Origin of the sequence: Bordetella genomosp. 9 (assembly GCF_002261425.1) — a bacterium.
Classification (GTDB): domain Bacteria; phylum Pseudomonadota; class Gammaproteobacteria; order Burkholderiales; family Burkholderiaceae_B; genus Bordetella_C.
Genome location: NZ_NEVJ01000003.1, coordinates 1,724,195 through 1,739,727, shown reverse-complemented (window position 1 = coordinate 1,739,727; position 15,533 = coordinate 1,724,195). Strand labels below are relative to the sequence as shown.

Here is a 15,533-nt window from a genome sequence, read left to right as displayed (position 1 = left end):
GCGCAACATCCTTGCACGATCCATATGGCTCATGAGAGGCCCGTCTCGCCGCAGACGCGTTGCAGCATAAGGCTGAGGCGCTCGTGCCGTCAAACTGCCGTCAAAGCGCCGTCAACCTGTCGTGAACCTGTCCCGAAGCCGGCGTCGAGCCGCCGCCGCCGTCAAGCCGCCTTGACCAGGAAGTCGAACAGATCTCCCGCCGCCATGCGCATCTGCGCGCGGTCACGGGCGCAGACATAGAACTGCCGCCTGGCCCAATCGTCCAGCAGCGGCACCTTGACCAGCCCCAGCAGGCTCAGATAGGTGTCGGCGATGGGCTCGGGCATGACGGCGATGCCCAGCCCTTCGCGCACCATGCGGCAGCGGGCTTCATAGTTCGCGACCTGTATCTTGACGTTCAGCGGGCCGGTCAGCGTCGGGCCCACCAGCTCCATGAAGGCCTCGAAGGAATGCCGCGGAAAGTAGCCCAGGAAGTCGTACTCGCGCGCCTGATCCAGGTGCAGGGCGGGTGCGTCGGCCAGCGGGTGGCCGCGCGGCACCACCAGGACCACGCGATCGCTGCGATAGGGTAAGGACACCACGCCGGGCGCGGCGCCGACGGCGTGATAGATGCCGATATCCACTTCCTGGTCGGACACCATGCGCGGGATGTCGCCGCTGTAGGCTTCCACCAGGTCCAGGCGCGACTTCGGGCTCAGGGCCTGGAAGGCGCGTATGTCCGCGGGCAGGAATTCGATGATGGCGGAGCGGTTCGCCGCCAGCCGTATCTTCGGGATGCCGTCCGGCGAGAACTCCTCGCAGAGTCCTTCCAGCGTCCGCACGCTGGTCAGGATGGCCTTGGCCTTGTGGTACAGCGCGGCGCCCGCGGGCGTCGGCTCCACGCCTCGATTGTGGCGCACCAGCAGGGCGGTGCCGATCTGGCGTTCCAGTTCCGCGATGCGCTTGCTGGCGGCCGATGTGACGAGATGCTCGCGTTCGCCCGCCTTGGCCAGGCTGCGCTCTTCGACGGCGGCCACCAGCATCTGCAGGGCGGATAGGTCTATCTTCATTGCCGGGGCGGCCCGCGGGTAGGCCGCGGGTCCAGGTTTCCATGGGCCCGAGTGTACCGCCCGTGTGTACCGCCCGAGGGTACCCGGGACCGCCTGGCTCGCCTCGCCTAGAAATCCACCGCCACGGACAGCTTGACGGTGCGCGGATCGCCCTGGATCAGGTAACCGCCGTTGGCGGATGTCCAGTAGCGCTTGTTGGTGACGTTGTCCACGCCCAACCGCCACACGACGTCATGCCGCTCGATCTTCATGGCGTAGCGCGCGCCCAGGTCCAGCGTGGTCCAGGGCTTGACCTTGAGCTCGTTGGCGGTATCCAGGTACTGCGAGCCGGCGCGCGTGACGCGTCCCTGCAAGGTCAGCCCCGGCACCCAGGGCAGGTCCCATTCGGCGCCGATCACGGCCGTGTAGTTGGGCACGCCCACGGCCTTGTTGTTTTCGGTGGCCGCATTTCCCGTATCGCGCTGGCGGGCATCGATATAGGTCACGCCGCTGATCAGCCGTACGCCGCGCAGCGGTTCGCCATAGACGTTCAACTCGACGCCGCGGTTGCGCTGTTCGCCGGCGACCGAAAAGATGTTGCTGACCGGGTCCGTCACGCCCACGGGCTGCTTGATCTCGAAGAAGGCCAGGTTCGCGCCGTAGGATCCCATGTCCAGCTTGGCGCCGATTTCGTTCTGCTTGGACTTCGACGGCGCGAAGACGTCGCCGCGGTTGATGGCGGTCGATGGCGCGGACGGCCCCTGCTGCAGTCCTTCGATGTGGTTGTAGTACAGCGACAGGTGTTCCCACGGCTTGACCACCAGCCCATAGACTGGCGATGTCGCCGAGTCGTCGTAATGGCTGGTCTGCGCGCCGGTGTTGTAGTTGTAGCCGCTGACGTCGATCTTCTGATGGCGGGCGCCTAGCGTGACGAGCACGCGGTCGTCCAGGAACGAGACCGTGTCGGATACCGACACCCCGGTCATGCGCGTGCGTCCTGTGACGCCGGGCGAGCCGAGATCCCCGCCTCCGCCCGTGGTTGCCGGCTTGGCGATAGAGGGCGTGTCGTAAAGGTCGGTGGGGAATGCGGCCGAGGTTTCGTAGGCCGCCCGCTTTTTCAGATACACGCTGGAGAAGCCCAGGTTGACGGCGTGTTTCAGCGGGCCGGTGTCGAACTTGCCGCGGACGCCGAACATGGTGCCGACGGTGTCCTGGTCATAGACCGAATCCATGCGGCTGGCCGTGCCGGCGCCGCTCTCGTTCACGCGGAGCGACGAGTAGGAGCCGTCTTCCCGTGCATGGTTGCCGCCCACGGCGGCGTATGCCGTCCAGCGGTCGGTCAGGTCATATTCCGTACGCAGCATGCCGAAGGTGTTCTCCGTCATGGAATACGTCCACGGCTGCGCATAATTGCGCCGCGCGGATGGGGGATCGGGGATGCCGTCGCCGATCACCTGGACCATGGGCCGGCCCTGGTCGGTGCGTTGCTTCTGATAGCCGACATCCAGGGACGCACGGAAACGCTCGCCGCGGTAATCCAGGCCGACGGAACCGAAGGTCATGCGCGTGCTGGCGTCGTCGATGCCCGTGTCGCCTTCCCGCTGCAAGGCGTTGACGCGGATGCCGAACTGGTTGCTGCTGCCCCAGCGGCGTGCGATATCGGCGCTCGCGCCCGCTTGCGACGACGTGCCGTAGTCCAGCGAAATGCGGTTCAAGGGATCGTCGCCCGCGCGCTTGGGTTCTATGTTGACCATGCCGCCCACGCCCGAACCGCCCGCGGGTACGCCGTTCAGGAAGGCGCTCGGCCCCTTGAATATCTCGATGCGTTCCGCGCCCTGCGGCGAAATGATCTGCCGCGGCATCACGCCGAACAGGCCGCCATAGGAGATGTCGTCGCCGTAGAGCTGGAAGCCACGGATGACGTAGGACTGGGCGTCGTTGCCATAGCCGCGCGTGACCTGCACCGACGGATCGTTGCGCAAGACGTCGCCCAAGGTGCGCGCCTGCTGGTCTTCCACCAGTTGCGACGTGAAGCTGGTCACGCTGAAGGGCACGTTGGCGGCGTCCTGCTCGCCCAGTATGCCCAGGCGCGCGCCTTTGGCGACCTGGCCGCCGGCGAAAGTGGGGGGCAGGACGTCGCCCTCGGTGACGGCGGTGCCGGTCACCGACACCGGCGCCATGGTCGTCACGGGCGCGGCACCGTCGGCGCCGGCCGGCGATCGCGGCGCGGGGCTCTGCGCCCAGGTCCGGGCGGGCAGCGTGGCGCTGGCCGCCATGGCGATGCAGGCCAGGCGCACGGCCAGCGTCAAAGGCTTGGGGGTAGGCATGGTGTCCCTTGGAAAACTTGTGGCGGCCGGGCCCGCGAGGCTCCCGCCGCATGGATGGGATACATGCGTAGGCATGCGAATAATTTCTTCGCAAGTATTAATTGGTTAAACAAATGCGAAGCATTCGCATTATCAATAATAAGTTCGCCGCATGCAACCCGCGGCGTCGCGTTGACGCCACGGCCTGGGGCGGGCCTCATAAAAAAATCGCCCGCCACGTGCGGGGACCACACGGGCGGGCGTTGCTGCCAGTTCGATGCCGGCGGGAGGCCGGCTTGGCGCCGGCTTGGCGCCGGCGCTGGCTTCAGGCCAGGATCACGCTTCCACGGCGTCGGCGACGTCCTTGTAATCTTCGATCTTGTCGAAGTTCAGGTACTGGTAGATCTTGTCGCCGTTTTCGTTCACGACGCCGATATCGGCCATGTATTCCTCGCGGGTCGGGATGCGGCCCAGCTTGGAGCAGATGGCGGCCAGTTCCGCCGAGCCCAGGTACACGTTGGTGTTCTTGCCCAGGCGGTTGGGGAAGTTGCGCGTGCTGGTGGACATCACCGTCGCGCCTTCGCGGACCTGTGCCTGGTTGCCCATGCACAGCGAGCAGCCCGGCATTTCGGTACGCGCGCCGGCCGCGCCGAAGGTGCCGTAGTGGCCTTCTTCGGTCAACTGGCGGGCATCCATCTTGGTTGGCGGGGCCACCCACAGCTTGACCGGGATATCGCGCTTGCCTTCCAGCAGCTTGGACGCCGCGCGGAAGTGGCCGATATTGGTCATGCAGCTGCCGATGAACACTTCGTCGATCTTGGCGCCAGCCACGTCCGACAGCGTCTTCACGTCGTCGGGGTCGTTGGGGCAGGCGACGATCGGTTCCTTGATGTCGGCCAGGTCGATCTCGATGACGGCGGCGTATTCGGCGTCGGCGTCCGGCTCCAGCAGCTGGGGATTGGCCAGCCAGGCTTCCATCGCCTGGATGCGGCGGCGGATCGAGCGTTCGTCTTCATAGCCGTTGGCGATCAGCCACTTCAACATGACGATGTTGCTGTTGATGTACTCGATGATCGGCTCTTTGTTCAGGCGCACCGTGCAGGCCGCGGCGGAACGCTCGGCCGATGCGTCCGACAGTTCGAACGCCTGCTCGCATTTCAGGTCGGGCAGGCCTTCGATTTCCAGAATGCGGCCGGAGAACACGTTCTTCTTGTTCTGCTTTTCGACCGTCAGCAGGCCTTGCTTGATGGCGTACAGCGGGATCGCGTTGACCAGGTCGCGCAGCGTCACGCCGGGCTGCATCTTGCCCTTGAAGCGCACCAGCACCGACTCCGGCATGTCCAGCGGCATCACGCCGGTGGCGGCGGCGAAAGCCACCAGGCCCGAACCGGCCGGGAAGGAGATACCGATGGGGAAGCGGGTGTGCGAGTCGCCGCCGGTGCCTACGGTATCGGGCAGCAGCATGCGGTTCAGCCACGAGTGGATCACGCCGTCGCCGGGCTTGAGCGAAATGCCGCCGCGCGTGCTCATGAACTGCGGCAGCGTGTGGTGCGTCTTGACGTCCACGGGCTTGGGATAGGCGGCGGTGTGGCAGAAGGACTGCATCACCAGGTCGGCCGAAAAGCCCAGGCAGGCCAGGTCCTTCAGCTCGTCACGCGTCATGGTGCCGGTGGTGTCCTGGCTGCCCACGGCCGACATGCGCGGCTCGCAGTAAGTGCCGGGACGCACGCCCTTGCCTTCGGGCAGGCCGCAGGCGCGGCCGACCATCTTCTGGCCCAGCGTGTAGCCCTTGCCGCTGTCGGCCGGGCTGACGGGCAGGCGGAACAGCGTGGAGGGCGGCAGGCCCAGGGCTTCGCGGGCCTTGGCGGTCAGGCCACGGCCGATGATCAGCGGAATGCGGCCGCCGGCGCGCACTTCGTCGAACAGTACGTCCGACTTGACCTGGAATTCGGCGATGACCTTGCCGTCCTTCAGGGCCTTGCCTTCGTACGGGCGCAGCTCGACGACGTCGCCCATGTTCATCTGCGACACGTCCAGCTCGATGGGCAGGGCGCCGGCGTCTTCCATGGTGTTGTAGAAGATCGGGGCGATCTTGCTGCCCAGGCAAACGCCGCCGAAGCGCTTGTTGGGGACGAAGGGAATGTCCTCGCCGGTGAACCACAGCACGGAGTTGGTCGCGGATTTGCGCGACGAACCGGTGCCGACCACGTCGCCCACGTAGGCGACCAGGTTGCCCTTCTTCTTGAGCTGGTTCAGGAAGTCGATCGGGCCGACCTTGCCCGGCTCGTCCGGCTCGATGCCGGGACGGGCGTTCTTCAGCATCGCTTGCGCGTGCAGCGGAATGTCGGGGCGGCTCCAGGCGTCCGGGGCGGGCGACAAGTCATCGGTATTGGTTTCGCCGGTCACCTTGAACACCGTCACGGTCAGGCTCTTCGGCACTTCCGGACGCGAGGTGAACCATTCGGCGTCGGCCCAGCTTTGCAGCACGGACTTGGCGTTGGCGTTGCCCTTGTCGGCCTTTTCCTTGACGTCATGGAAGGCGTCGAACATCAGCAGGGTGGTCTTCAGGCCCTTGGCGGCGATGGCGCCGACCTGGGCGTCGTCCAGCAATTCGATCAGCGCGCTGATGTTGTAGCCGCCGAGCATGGTGCCCAGCAGTTCCGTCGCCTTGGCGCGATCGATCAGCGGACACGATTCCTTGCCCAGGGCCACGGCGGCCAGGTACGAAGCCTTGACCTTGGCGGCATCGTCCACGCCCGCGGGTACGCGGTGGGTGATCAGGTCCAGCAGGAAGGCTTCCTCGCCAGCGGGCGGCGCCTTCAGCAATTCAATCAGGTCGGCGGTCTGCTGGGCCGACAGGGGGAGCGGGGGGACGCCCAGTGCCGCGCGTTCGGCGACGTGTTGGCGATAGGTAGCTAGCATGGAATGCCCTGGTCGTGGTTGGGGGATATCGGTCGCGATTGTAGTAGCCATGGCGGCGGTCGGCAAGCGGTCTTATATCTTATATAAGAGTGTTGAGGCGGCATAGCAACGCCGCGCCGGGCAGTGTCTAATACCGGGGTTCCGGCCCGTATTTCCGCGGGGCGGGGTCGCGGCTCGGCGCCGTGGCCGATCAGCGAGGTGTCCACCATGTCCGTTTCCTCCTGCACCCGGATCGTGCTGGCCGCGCGCCCGCACGGCGCCGTGCGCGCCAGCGACTTCCGCATCGAAACCGCGCCCCTGGCCGAGCCGGCTGAAGGCGAAGTCCAGCTCCAGGTGCGCTATCTGTCCCTGGATCCCTATATGCGCGGCCGGATGGATGAACGCAAGTCCTACGCGCCGCCGGTTGCCTTGGGGAGCACGATGGAAGGCGAAACGGCCGCGCAGGTGATCGCCAGCCGGCACCCGGACTATGCCGTCGGCGACATCGTGCTGGCGCGCACGGGCTGGTGCAGCCATGCCAATGTGGCCGCCCGCGGACTGCGCAAGCTGGATCCGGCCCTGGCGCCGATCACCACCGGCCTGGGCGTGCTGGGCATGCCCGGTTTCACCGCCTACAGCGGGCTGCGCTTCATCGGCCAGCCCAGGACCGGCGAAACCGTGGTGGTGGCGGCCGCGAGCGGGCCGGTGGGTTCGCTGGTCGGACAATGGGCCCAGATCCAGGGCGCCCGGGCCGTGGGCATCGCCGGCGGCGCGGACAAGTGCGCGCATGTCAGGGATGAATTGGGCTTCGACGCCGTGGTCGACCACCGCGCCCCCGATTTCCCCGAGCGCCTCGCGCAGGCCTGTCCCGATGGGGTGGACGTGTACTTCGAGAACGTCGGCGGCGCGGTGTGGCAGGCGGTGCTGCCTTTGTTGAACAAATACGCCCGCGTGCCGGTCTGCGGCCTGGTCGCCCAATATGACGGCGCCACCGCCGACGGTCCCAACCTGCTCCCGGCCACCATGCGCGAGATCCTGTCGCGCAGCCTGACGCTGCGCGGCTTCATCAATTTCGAGTTCGCCGAACATTTTCCCGACTTCCTGCGCGAAGTCGGCGAAGCCGTGGCCAGCGGGCGCGTCCGCTATCGCGAGGACATCGTCGATGGCCTGGAAAACGCGCCACGGGCCTTCATGGGCATGCTGAAAGGCGCGAACTTCGGGAAGCTGCTGGTTCGTGTCTCCTGACCGCCGCACGGCCGCCGGATCCGTGCGCCCCACGAGCCCCGAACGTCCCGTACGTCCCGGACGTCCCGTGCGCCCCATGGGCGGCCTGCGCCGCGCCGCCGTGCTGGCGGCGGTTTCCTGTTCCGTGTGGCTGGCCGGCTGCGCCAGCGCGCCGCCGCGCAATCCGGAAGACATCTGCGCGATCTTCCGCGAAAAGGACGACTGGTACGACGCCGCGCTGGACGTCCAGAAAAAATGGGGCGTGCCGGTGCAGGTGCCGTTCGCGATCCTGTTCCAGGAATCCGGCTTCCGTTACGACGCCAAGCCGCCGCGCGACTATCTGCTGGGCTTCATCCCCTGGGGCCGCGTCAGCTCCGCCTATGGCTACGCGCAGGCCAAGGACGAGACCTGGAGCGACTACGTGAAGCAGAACAACCGCTGGTTCGCCAGTCGCGACGATTTCGACGACGCCCTGGATTTCATGGGGTGGTACATCGACAAGACGCAGAAGCTCAACGGCGTGTCCAAGTGGGACGCCTATGGCCAATACCTGGCGTACCACGAAGGCTGGGGCGGCTATCGCGCCAAAAGCTACAACCGCAAGCCCTGGCTGATCGGCGTCGCGCGCAAGGTGCAGGCGCGCGCCGACCGCTTCCGCCAGCAATATGCCGGTTGCAAGGACGACCTCGACTCCGGCTTCTGGCCATTCTAAGTACGGTTTCCTATCGCCCGCGCGGCCCATTCTCATAGGCGGCCCGGGGGACGCCACGTACGATCGCCGCTGGATTATCGTGCTGTGGAATCGAACGGAATGGCATCGGACAGACTGAAAGCAAGATGCGGCATGCTGAGAAGCCAGGTCGCACCCGGCGACATCATGCTCAAACTCTATTTCGATAGCGCCGTCGGGGATCCGATCGGAGCCGTCATCAGCGGGATGACCGGGTCTAATTATGTCCACGGCGGCATCGCCGGCAAGGGCAGCGTCGCCGGGCAAAGCAGCTTTATTTATGACGTGAACGGCGGCTTGCCGCACGATGGCAATGAAGGTGTCTACGGGCGGCGGCCCGTGCCCATGCTGAAGCGCGACCTGATGGTCAATTCCAATCGCCTGGCGCCGAACATCTACAGGTCTACGCTGGATAAAGACATGATCACGGTCGGTTACCACGTCTGGCGCTGCAAGCGCAAGGACGTCGCGGACCTCGTGCACAGGGAGGCGCCCGCTTTCGTGGTGCGTGGCGCGAACGAAAGGTGGAAATACAACCTCGCGGCACTGGCCCTGGAAAAACGTTCGATCCTGAAGCACGTGTTCGGTCCCGGCGAGCAGGACGAAGACAGCAAGCTCGCGACGGAGCGCGAGGTCATACGCGCGGGCGGTTCCTTCGTCGACGCGGCGGTCGCCGCCAAGCGGATATTCTTTTGCACCGAATGGATCGCCTGGATGTACAGGATGGCGGTCTATAAGCTCGCGCAGTCCGGCGCGCAGCCGTATGGGATGGATATGACGCTCGCACCCCAGGACGCCGGCCCCGGCCAGCTCGCCAAGGCGCTGATCAATTCGCGCTATTTCTCTTTTGTCGGTGAAATCCTGCCGAACTATTCCAGGGCCTAGGCATCCTCTTGCCCCGGCGCCGGGGTCGGCCGAGGCTGCTCCGCCGCCGAAATGCCCGGCAACAGCGGCGCGGCCGGGGCGCTGACCAGCATGGTCGGCGGCTTGCCCAGGCCGATGTTGGCGGCGGCCAGGCGCTGCAGCACCTCGAACAACAACGCGCTGCGGGTGCCGTAGGCCTGGCGCGGCGAGCCGACGTAGCCGGTGGCGTTGAACACGAGGTTGCCGCCGTCGATCCCATCCAGGAAGACATTGGGCGCGGGCGTCTCCAACACGTCCTCGTGATCGACGAACGCGGAAAGAATGATCTCGCGCGCCTTTGCCGCATCCGTGCTCAAGGGCATGGGCAGCTTGATCTGGACCAGCCCCAGCGGGTTGGCATGGGTGACGTTGCGCACGGTCTTGGTGATGAACTCCGAATTCGGCACGATCACCGTCGAACGGTCGCCCATCTGGATTTCCGTCGCGCGGACATTGATGCGCCGGATGTCGCCTTCGACGCCGCCCAGCGACACCCAGTCGCCGACCTTGACCGGCCGTTCGGCCAGCAGGATCAGCCCCGATACGAAGTTCTGCACCACCGCCTGCAGGCCGAAACCGATACCCACCGACAGGGCGCTGGCCACCCAGGCGATCCGTTCCAGCCCCAGGCCCAGCGCGGACAGCGCCAACCCGACCGCGACGACCACGCCTACATAGCCGAACAGCGTGGTGGCCGAGGTCTGCATGCCCGGGTCCAGCGTCGTCGTCGGCAGGTAGCGGTTGATCAGCCACCGCTTCAGGAGCCGTACGCCCAGCAGCCCGGCGAACAGCACCAGGAAGCCCTGCACCAGCGCGGCCGGGCGCAGCTGCACCTGGCCGATGGACAGTCCGTTAAGCAGTTGTTCGGCGCGCTGGAGCAGCTCCATCGGGCCTTCGGCGAACTGGCCCAGCACCATGATCAGCGCGATCAGGCCGATCAACAGGCGCGCGAGGCCGGAGAGCACCACCGCCGCCTGGTCGCGGATGCGCGGTTCGCGCCCCCGTTCGTGCCCGTCGGCGTCGCGCGGGGGCGTGCCGAGCACCGACATGAAGAAATCGTCGACCAGCAGCGCCAGGAGATAGGCGGAGCTCAGCACGATGAGCGCCCAGACCACCTGCTTCGCGACGAAGTTGCCGAAGGCCACGTAGCCGGTGAATACGGCGAGCAGCGACCCGGCGACCATCAGCCATGCGACGCTGACCGCGATGAGCAGCCACAGGTGGCGCGGCGGGGCCTGGCCTTTTTCGGGGTCGTGCAGCACCTTGCGGCGCGTGCGCTCCAATCGCACCAGTCCGACGACGATGACCACCACCAGCAGGATCGTCACCAGGCAATTGAACGCGATGGTCGTCGACAGGCTGGCGTTCAGCGAAACCGGCAGGCGATCGAGCAGCCATACCAGGACGATCAAGGGCCCCAGCACATGCGGGAACCAGCGCATCTTCTTGGCGATGCGATCCGGGATGTCCGGCAGCCGCCACGACGGCCGCGAAGGCGACAGCAGCGCCAGCCCCAGCCCGGTGACGTAGCCGCCCAGGCACAGGATGCCGGCGAACCCGGATATCAGGGATTCCAACTCGTCCGGCAGCTGTCCCTGCCAGTCGAGACCGATGTAGAGCAATTGTCCGATCAGCCCGGGCGCCAGCGTGGCCGCCATCACGACGATCAGGGCATGGAAGGAACGGCGCAACCGCCCCGCGGGGACCCGCGAGGCGGTGAAGCGGCGCATCTGGCGCGCGGCCAGCACGGTCAGGCCCACGATGACGGCGGCCGCCAGCAGCAGGATGCTCCACACCCAGCCCGGGGTGCCGCTCAACGCGGCCGCCAGCTCGTCGCGCAGGCTGGCCAGGCGGCTCATGTCGCGCGGCAGGTCGTTCCTGAAATCGTCGCGGAACTGCCCGCCCAGTATGGACGGCCGGCGCTCCCCCAGGCGTGCCTGGAATTGCGAGCGGCGCATGGTCGATATCGATTCGGCCGTCTGCACGCCCTCCACGGAAAGCAGGCGCGCGAGCTTGATCTGCGCGTCCAGCGTCGAGCGGTTTTTCTCCAGTTCCGCCCGCTGGGCGGCGATGTCGCGCGCCTCCTTGCCGGTGTCGGTCGCGGGGCCCAGTTCCGTCAGGCGCGCCTGCACCGAGGTCAGGATGGGCGCGAGCTTGTCGGCAATGGCGTCCGCCTTGGACTGGATATCGATCGCGGCGGCCCGGCGGCGGAGCAATTCGGTGTCGTCGGTCTGTTCGGACAGGTTCTTGCGCAGCGCCTCCATGTCCTTGCGGGCCGAATCCAGCGCCTTGTCTATCTCCTGCTGGCCGGAGGGCGCCTGCGCCTGGGCCGGCGTCCAGCCCGCCGCCAGGAACAGGTTCAGGCCCAGCAGAAGCGCCAGCAGTGGCCGCGCGGCGGCGAGCCGGAGCCAGGATCCCCGCGCGCGGGTGGCGCAGTGGCGGGGCCGGTGATGGGGGGGCAGGTCGGCTGGAAGGAGTGCGGGGTAACGCATTGGCGCGGTGCAGGTTGAGGACGCCGAAGCATACCCCGCGGGCAACACCATGGCTGCAACAAAAATATGCCGGCGCCACGGGGAAATGCGCCGCGCGTCGTACCCTACACAGGCGCGTGCCGCGCCATGTCCTGGCCGCGTCGTGCCTGTATGCCCATCGCCAGCAACAGAATGCCGGTTGCGATGGCATAGATGCTGATCATCCACACCAGTGCGAGTGCCCCGGCGCCAGGCACGATCACCACGCCCAAGCCGAACACGATGGACACCAGGCCCGCCAGCACCAGCAGCCAGGTGTGCTTGATCGTGTCGCGATGGCGCACGGCGACGACGATGTCCAGCACGCCCGCCACCAGGGCATTGACACCCATGATGAGCACCAGTGCCAGCGCCGTGATGGCCGGCCACATGATGGCGATGATGCCGCAGGCGATCGCCACCAGTCCCAACAGGATGATCATCCACGTGTCGCTCGCGCGCGCCGGCGTCCCGCGGGCTCGCCATGCGCCGGCGACCGCGGCGATGCCGCCCAGCACCGCGTAGGCGGCGAACATCGCCACCAAGACCAGTAGCGTCAGTACCGGCCAGGCCAGCGCCAGCACACCGAACGCGATTCCGAGTACGCCGCGCACGACGAGTACCCACCAGGCATTGCTTATCACACCGTTCATGGTTCTCTCCTTGATGCAAGGATTGCCGTCGACCGGATATGTCGGCGTGACCACGCTACCACATCGTTTCCCGCCTGGGTTCGTCCACGTTGCCTTGCATTTGCCACCAGATCGGTACAAGCTTGGCCATATCCTGCCTATCATTGATGGGTACACGGTTTGCTAACTTGCGCGCTTCAATGGAGACGCAGCGATGACACCTTACGATCTCTGGTATTGGGACGGTATTCCCGGGCGCGGCGAGTTCGTCCGGCTTGCATTGGAAGCCGGCGGCATTTCCTACCGGGATCGAGCGCGGGAACCGGGCGGCGACAACGCCATCGTGCGCGATATGAAGGCCCGCGATCATCATCCGCCCTTCGCGCCGCCGTATCTGGTCGGCGAAGGCGTATCGGTCGGGCAGACCGCCAACATCCTGCTGTTCCTGGGAGAAAAGCACGGACTGGCGCCGCAGGATCTGGCCGGCCGGCTTTGGGTGCACCAGATACAGCTGACCATCGCCGACCTGGTCGCCGAAGCCCACGACGTGCATCACCCCATCGCCAACAGTCTCTACTACGAGGACCAGAAGAAAGAGGCGGCGCGCCGCGCGAAGCACTTCCGCGAGGAGCGCATCCCCAAGTTCATGGCCTGGTTCGAGCGCGTCCTGGTGCACGAAGGCCTGTGGCTGGCCGGCGGTGAAAAATGGACTTATGCCGACCTGTCGCTATTCCAGCTGATAGACGGGTTGCGCTTTGCCTTTCCCAAGCGCATGGCGACGCTGGCGGGCCAGTATCCCAAGGTCAGGCGCCTTTACGAACGCGTCGCCGCCTTGCCGGAGCTCAAGGACTATCTGTCCAGCGAACGCCGCCTGCCTTATGGCGACGGAATCTTCCGGCACTATCCCGAGCTCGACGCCAGTTGATGCGCGTTTCCGCCCGCGCGTGACGCTTCCAGCTCCGCCAGCGATACGGACAGCTCGTCATGTATCCAGTCGCGTAGCGCGGCCAGGGGCGGCCAGTCGGCCAGCGTGGGCGGATACACCAGGTGATAGGCGCGCGCGCTTTCGTGGTCGATCGCGATGGGCGACAGCCTGACCAGGTGTCCGTCACGCAGCGCATCGGCCGCCAGCAGCTCGCGCACCACGGCCAGTCCCAGTCCTTGCTCCGCCGCCGACAGCAGCAGCGCCGCATCGTTGAATATCGCGACCGGGGTGACCTTGCCCCGCTTGCCGCGTATGCCGGCCGCGGCGAACCAGTGTTCCCATAGGCCGCTTTCGCCCAGCAGCGGTTCGTGCAGATAGTCCTCGGGCGTCGCGCCCGCCAGGCGGCGGGCGATGGCCGGGCTGGCGACCGCGATCATGGCCATCGACCCGTCGAACAGGCGGTCGGCGACGACGCCTGGCCAGCTCCCCAGGCCCTGGCGCAGCGCGGCATGGAAGCCGTCGCGCTGAAGGTCGACGACACGCTGCGAGGTCTCGATTTCCAGCGCCAGGCCGGGATGCCGCTGATGCCAGCGGCCCATGCGCGGCAGCAGCCAGCGCTGCGCGAACGACGGCAAGACGCTGATGCGCAGGCGCTGTTCCGTGGTGCCGGCCGCCGCCGCGGCCGCCTGCACGCCTTCATCCAGCACCGCCAATGCGCTTTGCACGCTGCGCAGCAGGGCCGCGCCGGCGGCATTCAGCACCACACGCCTGCCGCGTCGATCGAAGAGCGCATGTCCCAGGCGGGATTCCAGCAGGCGGATCTGTTGGCTGACGGCGCTATGCGTCAAGTGCAGTGCCTCCGCGGCGGCGCGCAGGTTCTGGCTTTCGGCCACCGCGCGGAAGACGGGCAGGGTATTCAGGGGCAAGCGGCTCATGGCGGGCGTGTGGTGGGCTCGTGGTGGGCTCCTGGATGAGGATAGCTGGTAAGTATGGCTAACCAGTCTGAGCAGAAATGACGGCTTCCACTCCCCAGGTTGGTTGAATATTCTAACCACCCTTGCGCCACATGGTCGTCTGGTACCGACGTGGCGACCGACCGCCATGAGCAGGAGCGCTCATATGTCACATCGACCCGACCCCGTGTCGGAGAAATCTGAAAAAGAGGGTGGACCGCCGCCATCGTCCGCGGATACGCCGATCGTGAGGAACCGTCCCATTGCAGGCGGTGACTCCCAGGCGCCTGTTGCCGTACGCCTGTCAACCGCGTCGGCGTGCTCGCCGTCCGTGGATACGCTGGCCGCCGCGCCTGTCGGCGTGGGGCGACGAGATGGCTCGTGCAAACCCCAATCTTGTTTTCATGAGGAGCAACCCATGTCCGACAACGCTACCGCTGTGGCCGCCCTGACGTCCGCGCCCGTCGAGCGCGCCGGTGTATGGCGCGGTGTCCGCGCATTCTTCGCCGCCCCGTTCATCGCGCTCTGGGAGAGCTGGTCGACCCCGGACACCTCGCTCAAGCTGCACCAGTTGACCGAAGCGGAACTCCTGGATATCGGGGCTTCCCCGGAAGAACTCGCCGAAGCCCAGGCCCTGCGCGAATTCGAGCAGCATCGCGCCTATGCCATGAGCCTTTATTACTGGTAGTCCATTACGGGTGGTCCGATACCGGCAGCCGGTTACCCGTGGTCGGTCACGGGTGATCGGCGCGCGTCAACCGCGATGCGCCACCCCGTCCGCCGGTTTGCGGCATCGAGCGCTATACGTCCACGCTATACGTCCACGCTATACGTCCAGTTCGATGCTTTCGCCTTCCGGCGGCCGGATATCGAAGGCGCCCAGGGTCATGGCGATCAGGGTGTAGTACCCCGCGATGCTCACCAGGTCGATCACGCCGGCTTCACCCAGCACATGCACCGTCCGGTCGTAGAGGTCCTGCGGCGTCCGGCGCGTCTCGTGCAGCACCGTCAGGAACTCGTGGACGAGCGCCTCATCGGCATGGGCATAGGGAATGGCCGTGCCGTCGCGCAGGGCGTTCACCATCCTCTCGTCCAGGCCCGCCTTGATGGCGCGAGGCTTGTGCACCCACCATTCATACTCGGAACGCCAATGGCGCGCCATGATCAGGATCGCCCATTCCGACAGCCGGGTGGGCAGGCTGGTCTCGTATCGGCAATACTGGCCCAGCGCCTGTGCATGTTCAGCCATGGCGGGCCGATGCAGCCACACCGCGAGCGGGCCGCGTACCTGCCCGCGAGGCCCGGAAGTGATCACATCGTGGATGCGCTTCTGTTCGGGACTCATCTGCGCGGGTTCCAGTAAAGGAACACGGGGCAAACGGGGGGTGCTCATGCGGGTCTCCAGGGCTGCCTGCTCGGCG

Annotated in this window: 12 protein-coding genes; 5 read left to right on the top strand and 7 right to left on the bottom strand. The window is 66.4% G+C overall.

The features are described from left to right. Nucleotides 1-161: 161 nt before the first annotated feature. The 3 genes from CAL26_RS18980 to acnB form a co-directional block, all read right to left on the bottom strand. Nucleotides 162-1,049, bottom strand: a complete 888-nt coding sequence (locus tag CAL26_RS18980) for a LysR family transcriptional regulator (protein WP_306437100.1) — start codon at nucleotides 1,047-1,049, stop codon at nucleotides 162-164. A 107-nt stretch (nucleotides 1,050-1,156) separates the two neighbouring features. Then, nucleotides 1,157-3,355: a TonB-dependent receptor gene (locus CAL26_RS18975; RefSeq protein ID WP_094848328.1), complete on the bottom strand. Its 2,199-nt coding sequence runs from the start codon at nucleotides 3,353-3,355 to the stop codon at nucleotides 1,157-1,159. Between the two features lie 315 nt (nucleotides 3,356-3,670). Then, entirely contained in the window at nucleotides 3,671-6,256 is a 2,586-nt protein-coding gene (gene acnB / locus CAL26_RS18970) for a bifunctional aconitate hydratase 2/2-methylisocitrate dehydratase (RefSeq protein ID WP_094848327.1), read from the bottom strand. 207 nt (nucleotides 6,257-6,463) lie between these two features. On the opposite strand from acnB, the gene CAL26_RS18965 reads away from it, so the two are divergent. From CAL26_RS18965 to CAL26_RS18955, 3 genes are all read left to right on the top strand, one after another. After that, a complete protein-coding gene (locus tag CAL26_RS18965; protein WP_094848326.1) occupies nucleotides 6,464-7,480 on the top strand; it encodes an NADP-dependent oxidoreductase in 1,017 nt (338 codons plus the stop codon). Nucleotides 7,481-7,556: 76 nt separating this feature from the next. Next, nucleotides 7,557-8,171 (top strand): transglycosylase SLT domain-containing protein, encoded by a 615-nt coding sequence (locus CAL26_RS18960; RefSeq protein WP_094848325.1) that lies wholly within the window; start codon nucleotides 7,557-7,559, stop codon nucleotides 8,169-8,171. Between the two features lie 165 nt (nucleotides 8,172-8,336). Next, nucleotides 8,337-9,074, top strand: a complete 738-nt coding sequence (locus tag CAL26_RS18955) for a hypothetical protein (protein WP_143277454.1) — start codon at nucleotides 8,337-8,339, stop codon at nucleotides 9,072-9,074. Here the strand turns inward: CAL26_RS18955 and CAL26_RS18950 are convergent. Then, nucleotides 9,071-11,584, bottom strand: a complete 2,514-nt coding sequence (locus tag CAL26_RS18950; protein ID WP_094848323.1) for a DUF3772 domain-containing protein — start codon at nucleotides 11,582-11,584, stop codon at nucleotides 9,071-9,073. The genes CAL26_RS18955 and CAL26_RS18950 overlap by 4 nt on opposite strands. A 104-nt stretch (nucleotides 11,585-11,688) precedes the next feature. Further along, nucleotides 11,689-12,255 carry an HdeD family acid-resistance protein gene (locus CAL26_RS18945; RefSeq protein WP_094848322.1) on the bottom strand — a complete coding sequence of 189 codons (567 nt, stop codon included), beginning with the start codon at nucleotides 12,253-12,255 and terminating at the stop codon, nucleotides 11,689-11,691. Nucleotides 12,256-12,448: 193 nt separating this feature from the next. Here CAL26_RS18945 and CAL26_RS18940 point away from each other — a divergent pair, with 193 nt between their 5' ends. Continuing rightward, nucleotides 12,449-13,159, top strand: coding sequence for a glutathione S-transferase (locus tag CAL26_RS18940; RefSeq protein WP_094848321.1), 711 nt, complete (start codon nucleotides 12,449-12,451; stop codon nucleotides 13,157-13,159). Here CAL26_RS18940 and CAL26_RS18935 read toward each other — a convergent pair. Next, a complete protein-coding gene (locus CAL26_RS18935) occupies nucleotides 13,135-14,094 on the bottom strand; it encodes a LysR substrate-binding domain-containing protein (RefSeq protein ID WP_094848320.1) in 960 nt (319 codons plus the stop codon). The genes CAL26_RS18940 and CAL26_RS18935 overlap by 25 nt on opposite strands. A 436-nt stretch (nucleotides 14,095-14,530) precedes the next feature. Between CAL26_RS18935 and CAL26_RS18930 the strand changes: the two genes are divergently transcribed. Then, on the top strand, nucleotides 14,531-14,800 hold the full coding sequence (locus CAL26_RS18930) for a hypothetical protein (protein WP_094848319.1): 270 nt from the start codon (nucleotides 14,531-14,533) through the stop codon (nucleotides 14,798-14,800). A gap of 138 nt (nucleotides 14,801-14,938) precedes the next feature. Here CAL26_RS18930 and CAL26_RS18925 read toward each other — a convergent pair whose 3' ends face one another. Beyond that, nucleotides 14,939-15,505, bottom strand: coding sequence for a carboxymuconolactone decarboxylase family protein (locus CAL26_RS18925; protein ID WP_256988528.1), 567 nt, complete (start codon nucleotides 15,503-15,505; stop codon nucleotides 14,939-14,941). Between the last annotated feature and the right edge of the window lie 28 nt (nucleotides 15,506-15,533).

Coding starts and splice junctions, on each gene's coding strand:
- CAL26_RS18945 (WP_094848322.1), bottom strand. CDS start 12,255: ATGAACGGTGTGATAAGCAATGCCTGGTGGGTACTCGTCGTGCGCGGC.
- CAL26_RS18935 (WP_094848320.1), bottom strand. CDS start 14,094: ATGAGCCGCTTGCCCCTGAATACCCTGCCCGTCTTCCGCGCGGTGGCC.
- CAL26_RS18965 (WP_094848326.1), top strand. CDS start 6,464: ATGTCCGTTTCCTCCTGCACCCGGATCGTGCTGGCCGCGCGCCCGCAC.
- CAL26_RS18950 (WP_094848323.1), bottom strand. CDS start 11,584: ATGCGTTACCCCGCACTCCTTCCAGCCGACCTGCCCCCCCATCACCGG.
- CAL26_RS18940 (WP_094848321.1), top strand. CDS start 12,449: ATGACACCTTACGATCTCTGGTATTGGGACGGTATTCCCGGGCGCGGC.
- CAL26_RS18925 (WP_256988528.1), bottom strand. CDS start 15,505: ATGAGCACCCCCCGTTTGCCCCGTGTTCCTTTACTGGAACCCGCGCAG.
- CAL26_RS18975 (WP_094848328.1), bottom strand. CDS start 3,355: ATGCCTACCCCCAAGCCTTTGACGCTGGCCGTGCGCCTGGCCTGCATC.
- CAL26_RS18930 (WP_094848319.1), top strand. CDS start 14,531: ATGTCCGACAACGCTACCGCTGTGGCCGCCCTGACGTCCGCGCCCGTC.
- CAL26_RS18955 (WP_143277454.1), top strand. CDS start 8,337: ATGCTCAAACTCTATTTCGATAGCGCCGTCGGGGATCCGATCGGAGCC.
- acnB (WP_094848327.1), bottom strand. CDS start 6,256: ATGCTAGCTACCTATCGCCAACACGTCGCCGAACGCGCGGCACTGGGC.
- CAL26_RS18960 (WP_094848325.1), top strand. CDS start 7,557: ATGGGCGGCCTGCGCCGCGCCGCCGTGCTGGCGGCGGTTTCCTGTTCC.
- CAL26_RS18980 (WP_306437100.1), bottom strand. CDS start 1,049: ATGAAGATAGACCTATCCGCCCTGCAGATGCTGGTGGCCGCCGTCGAA.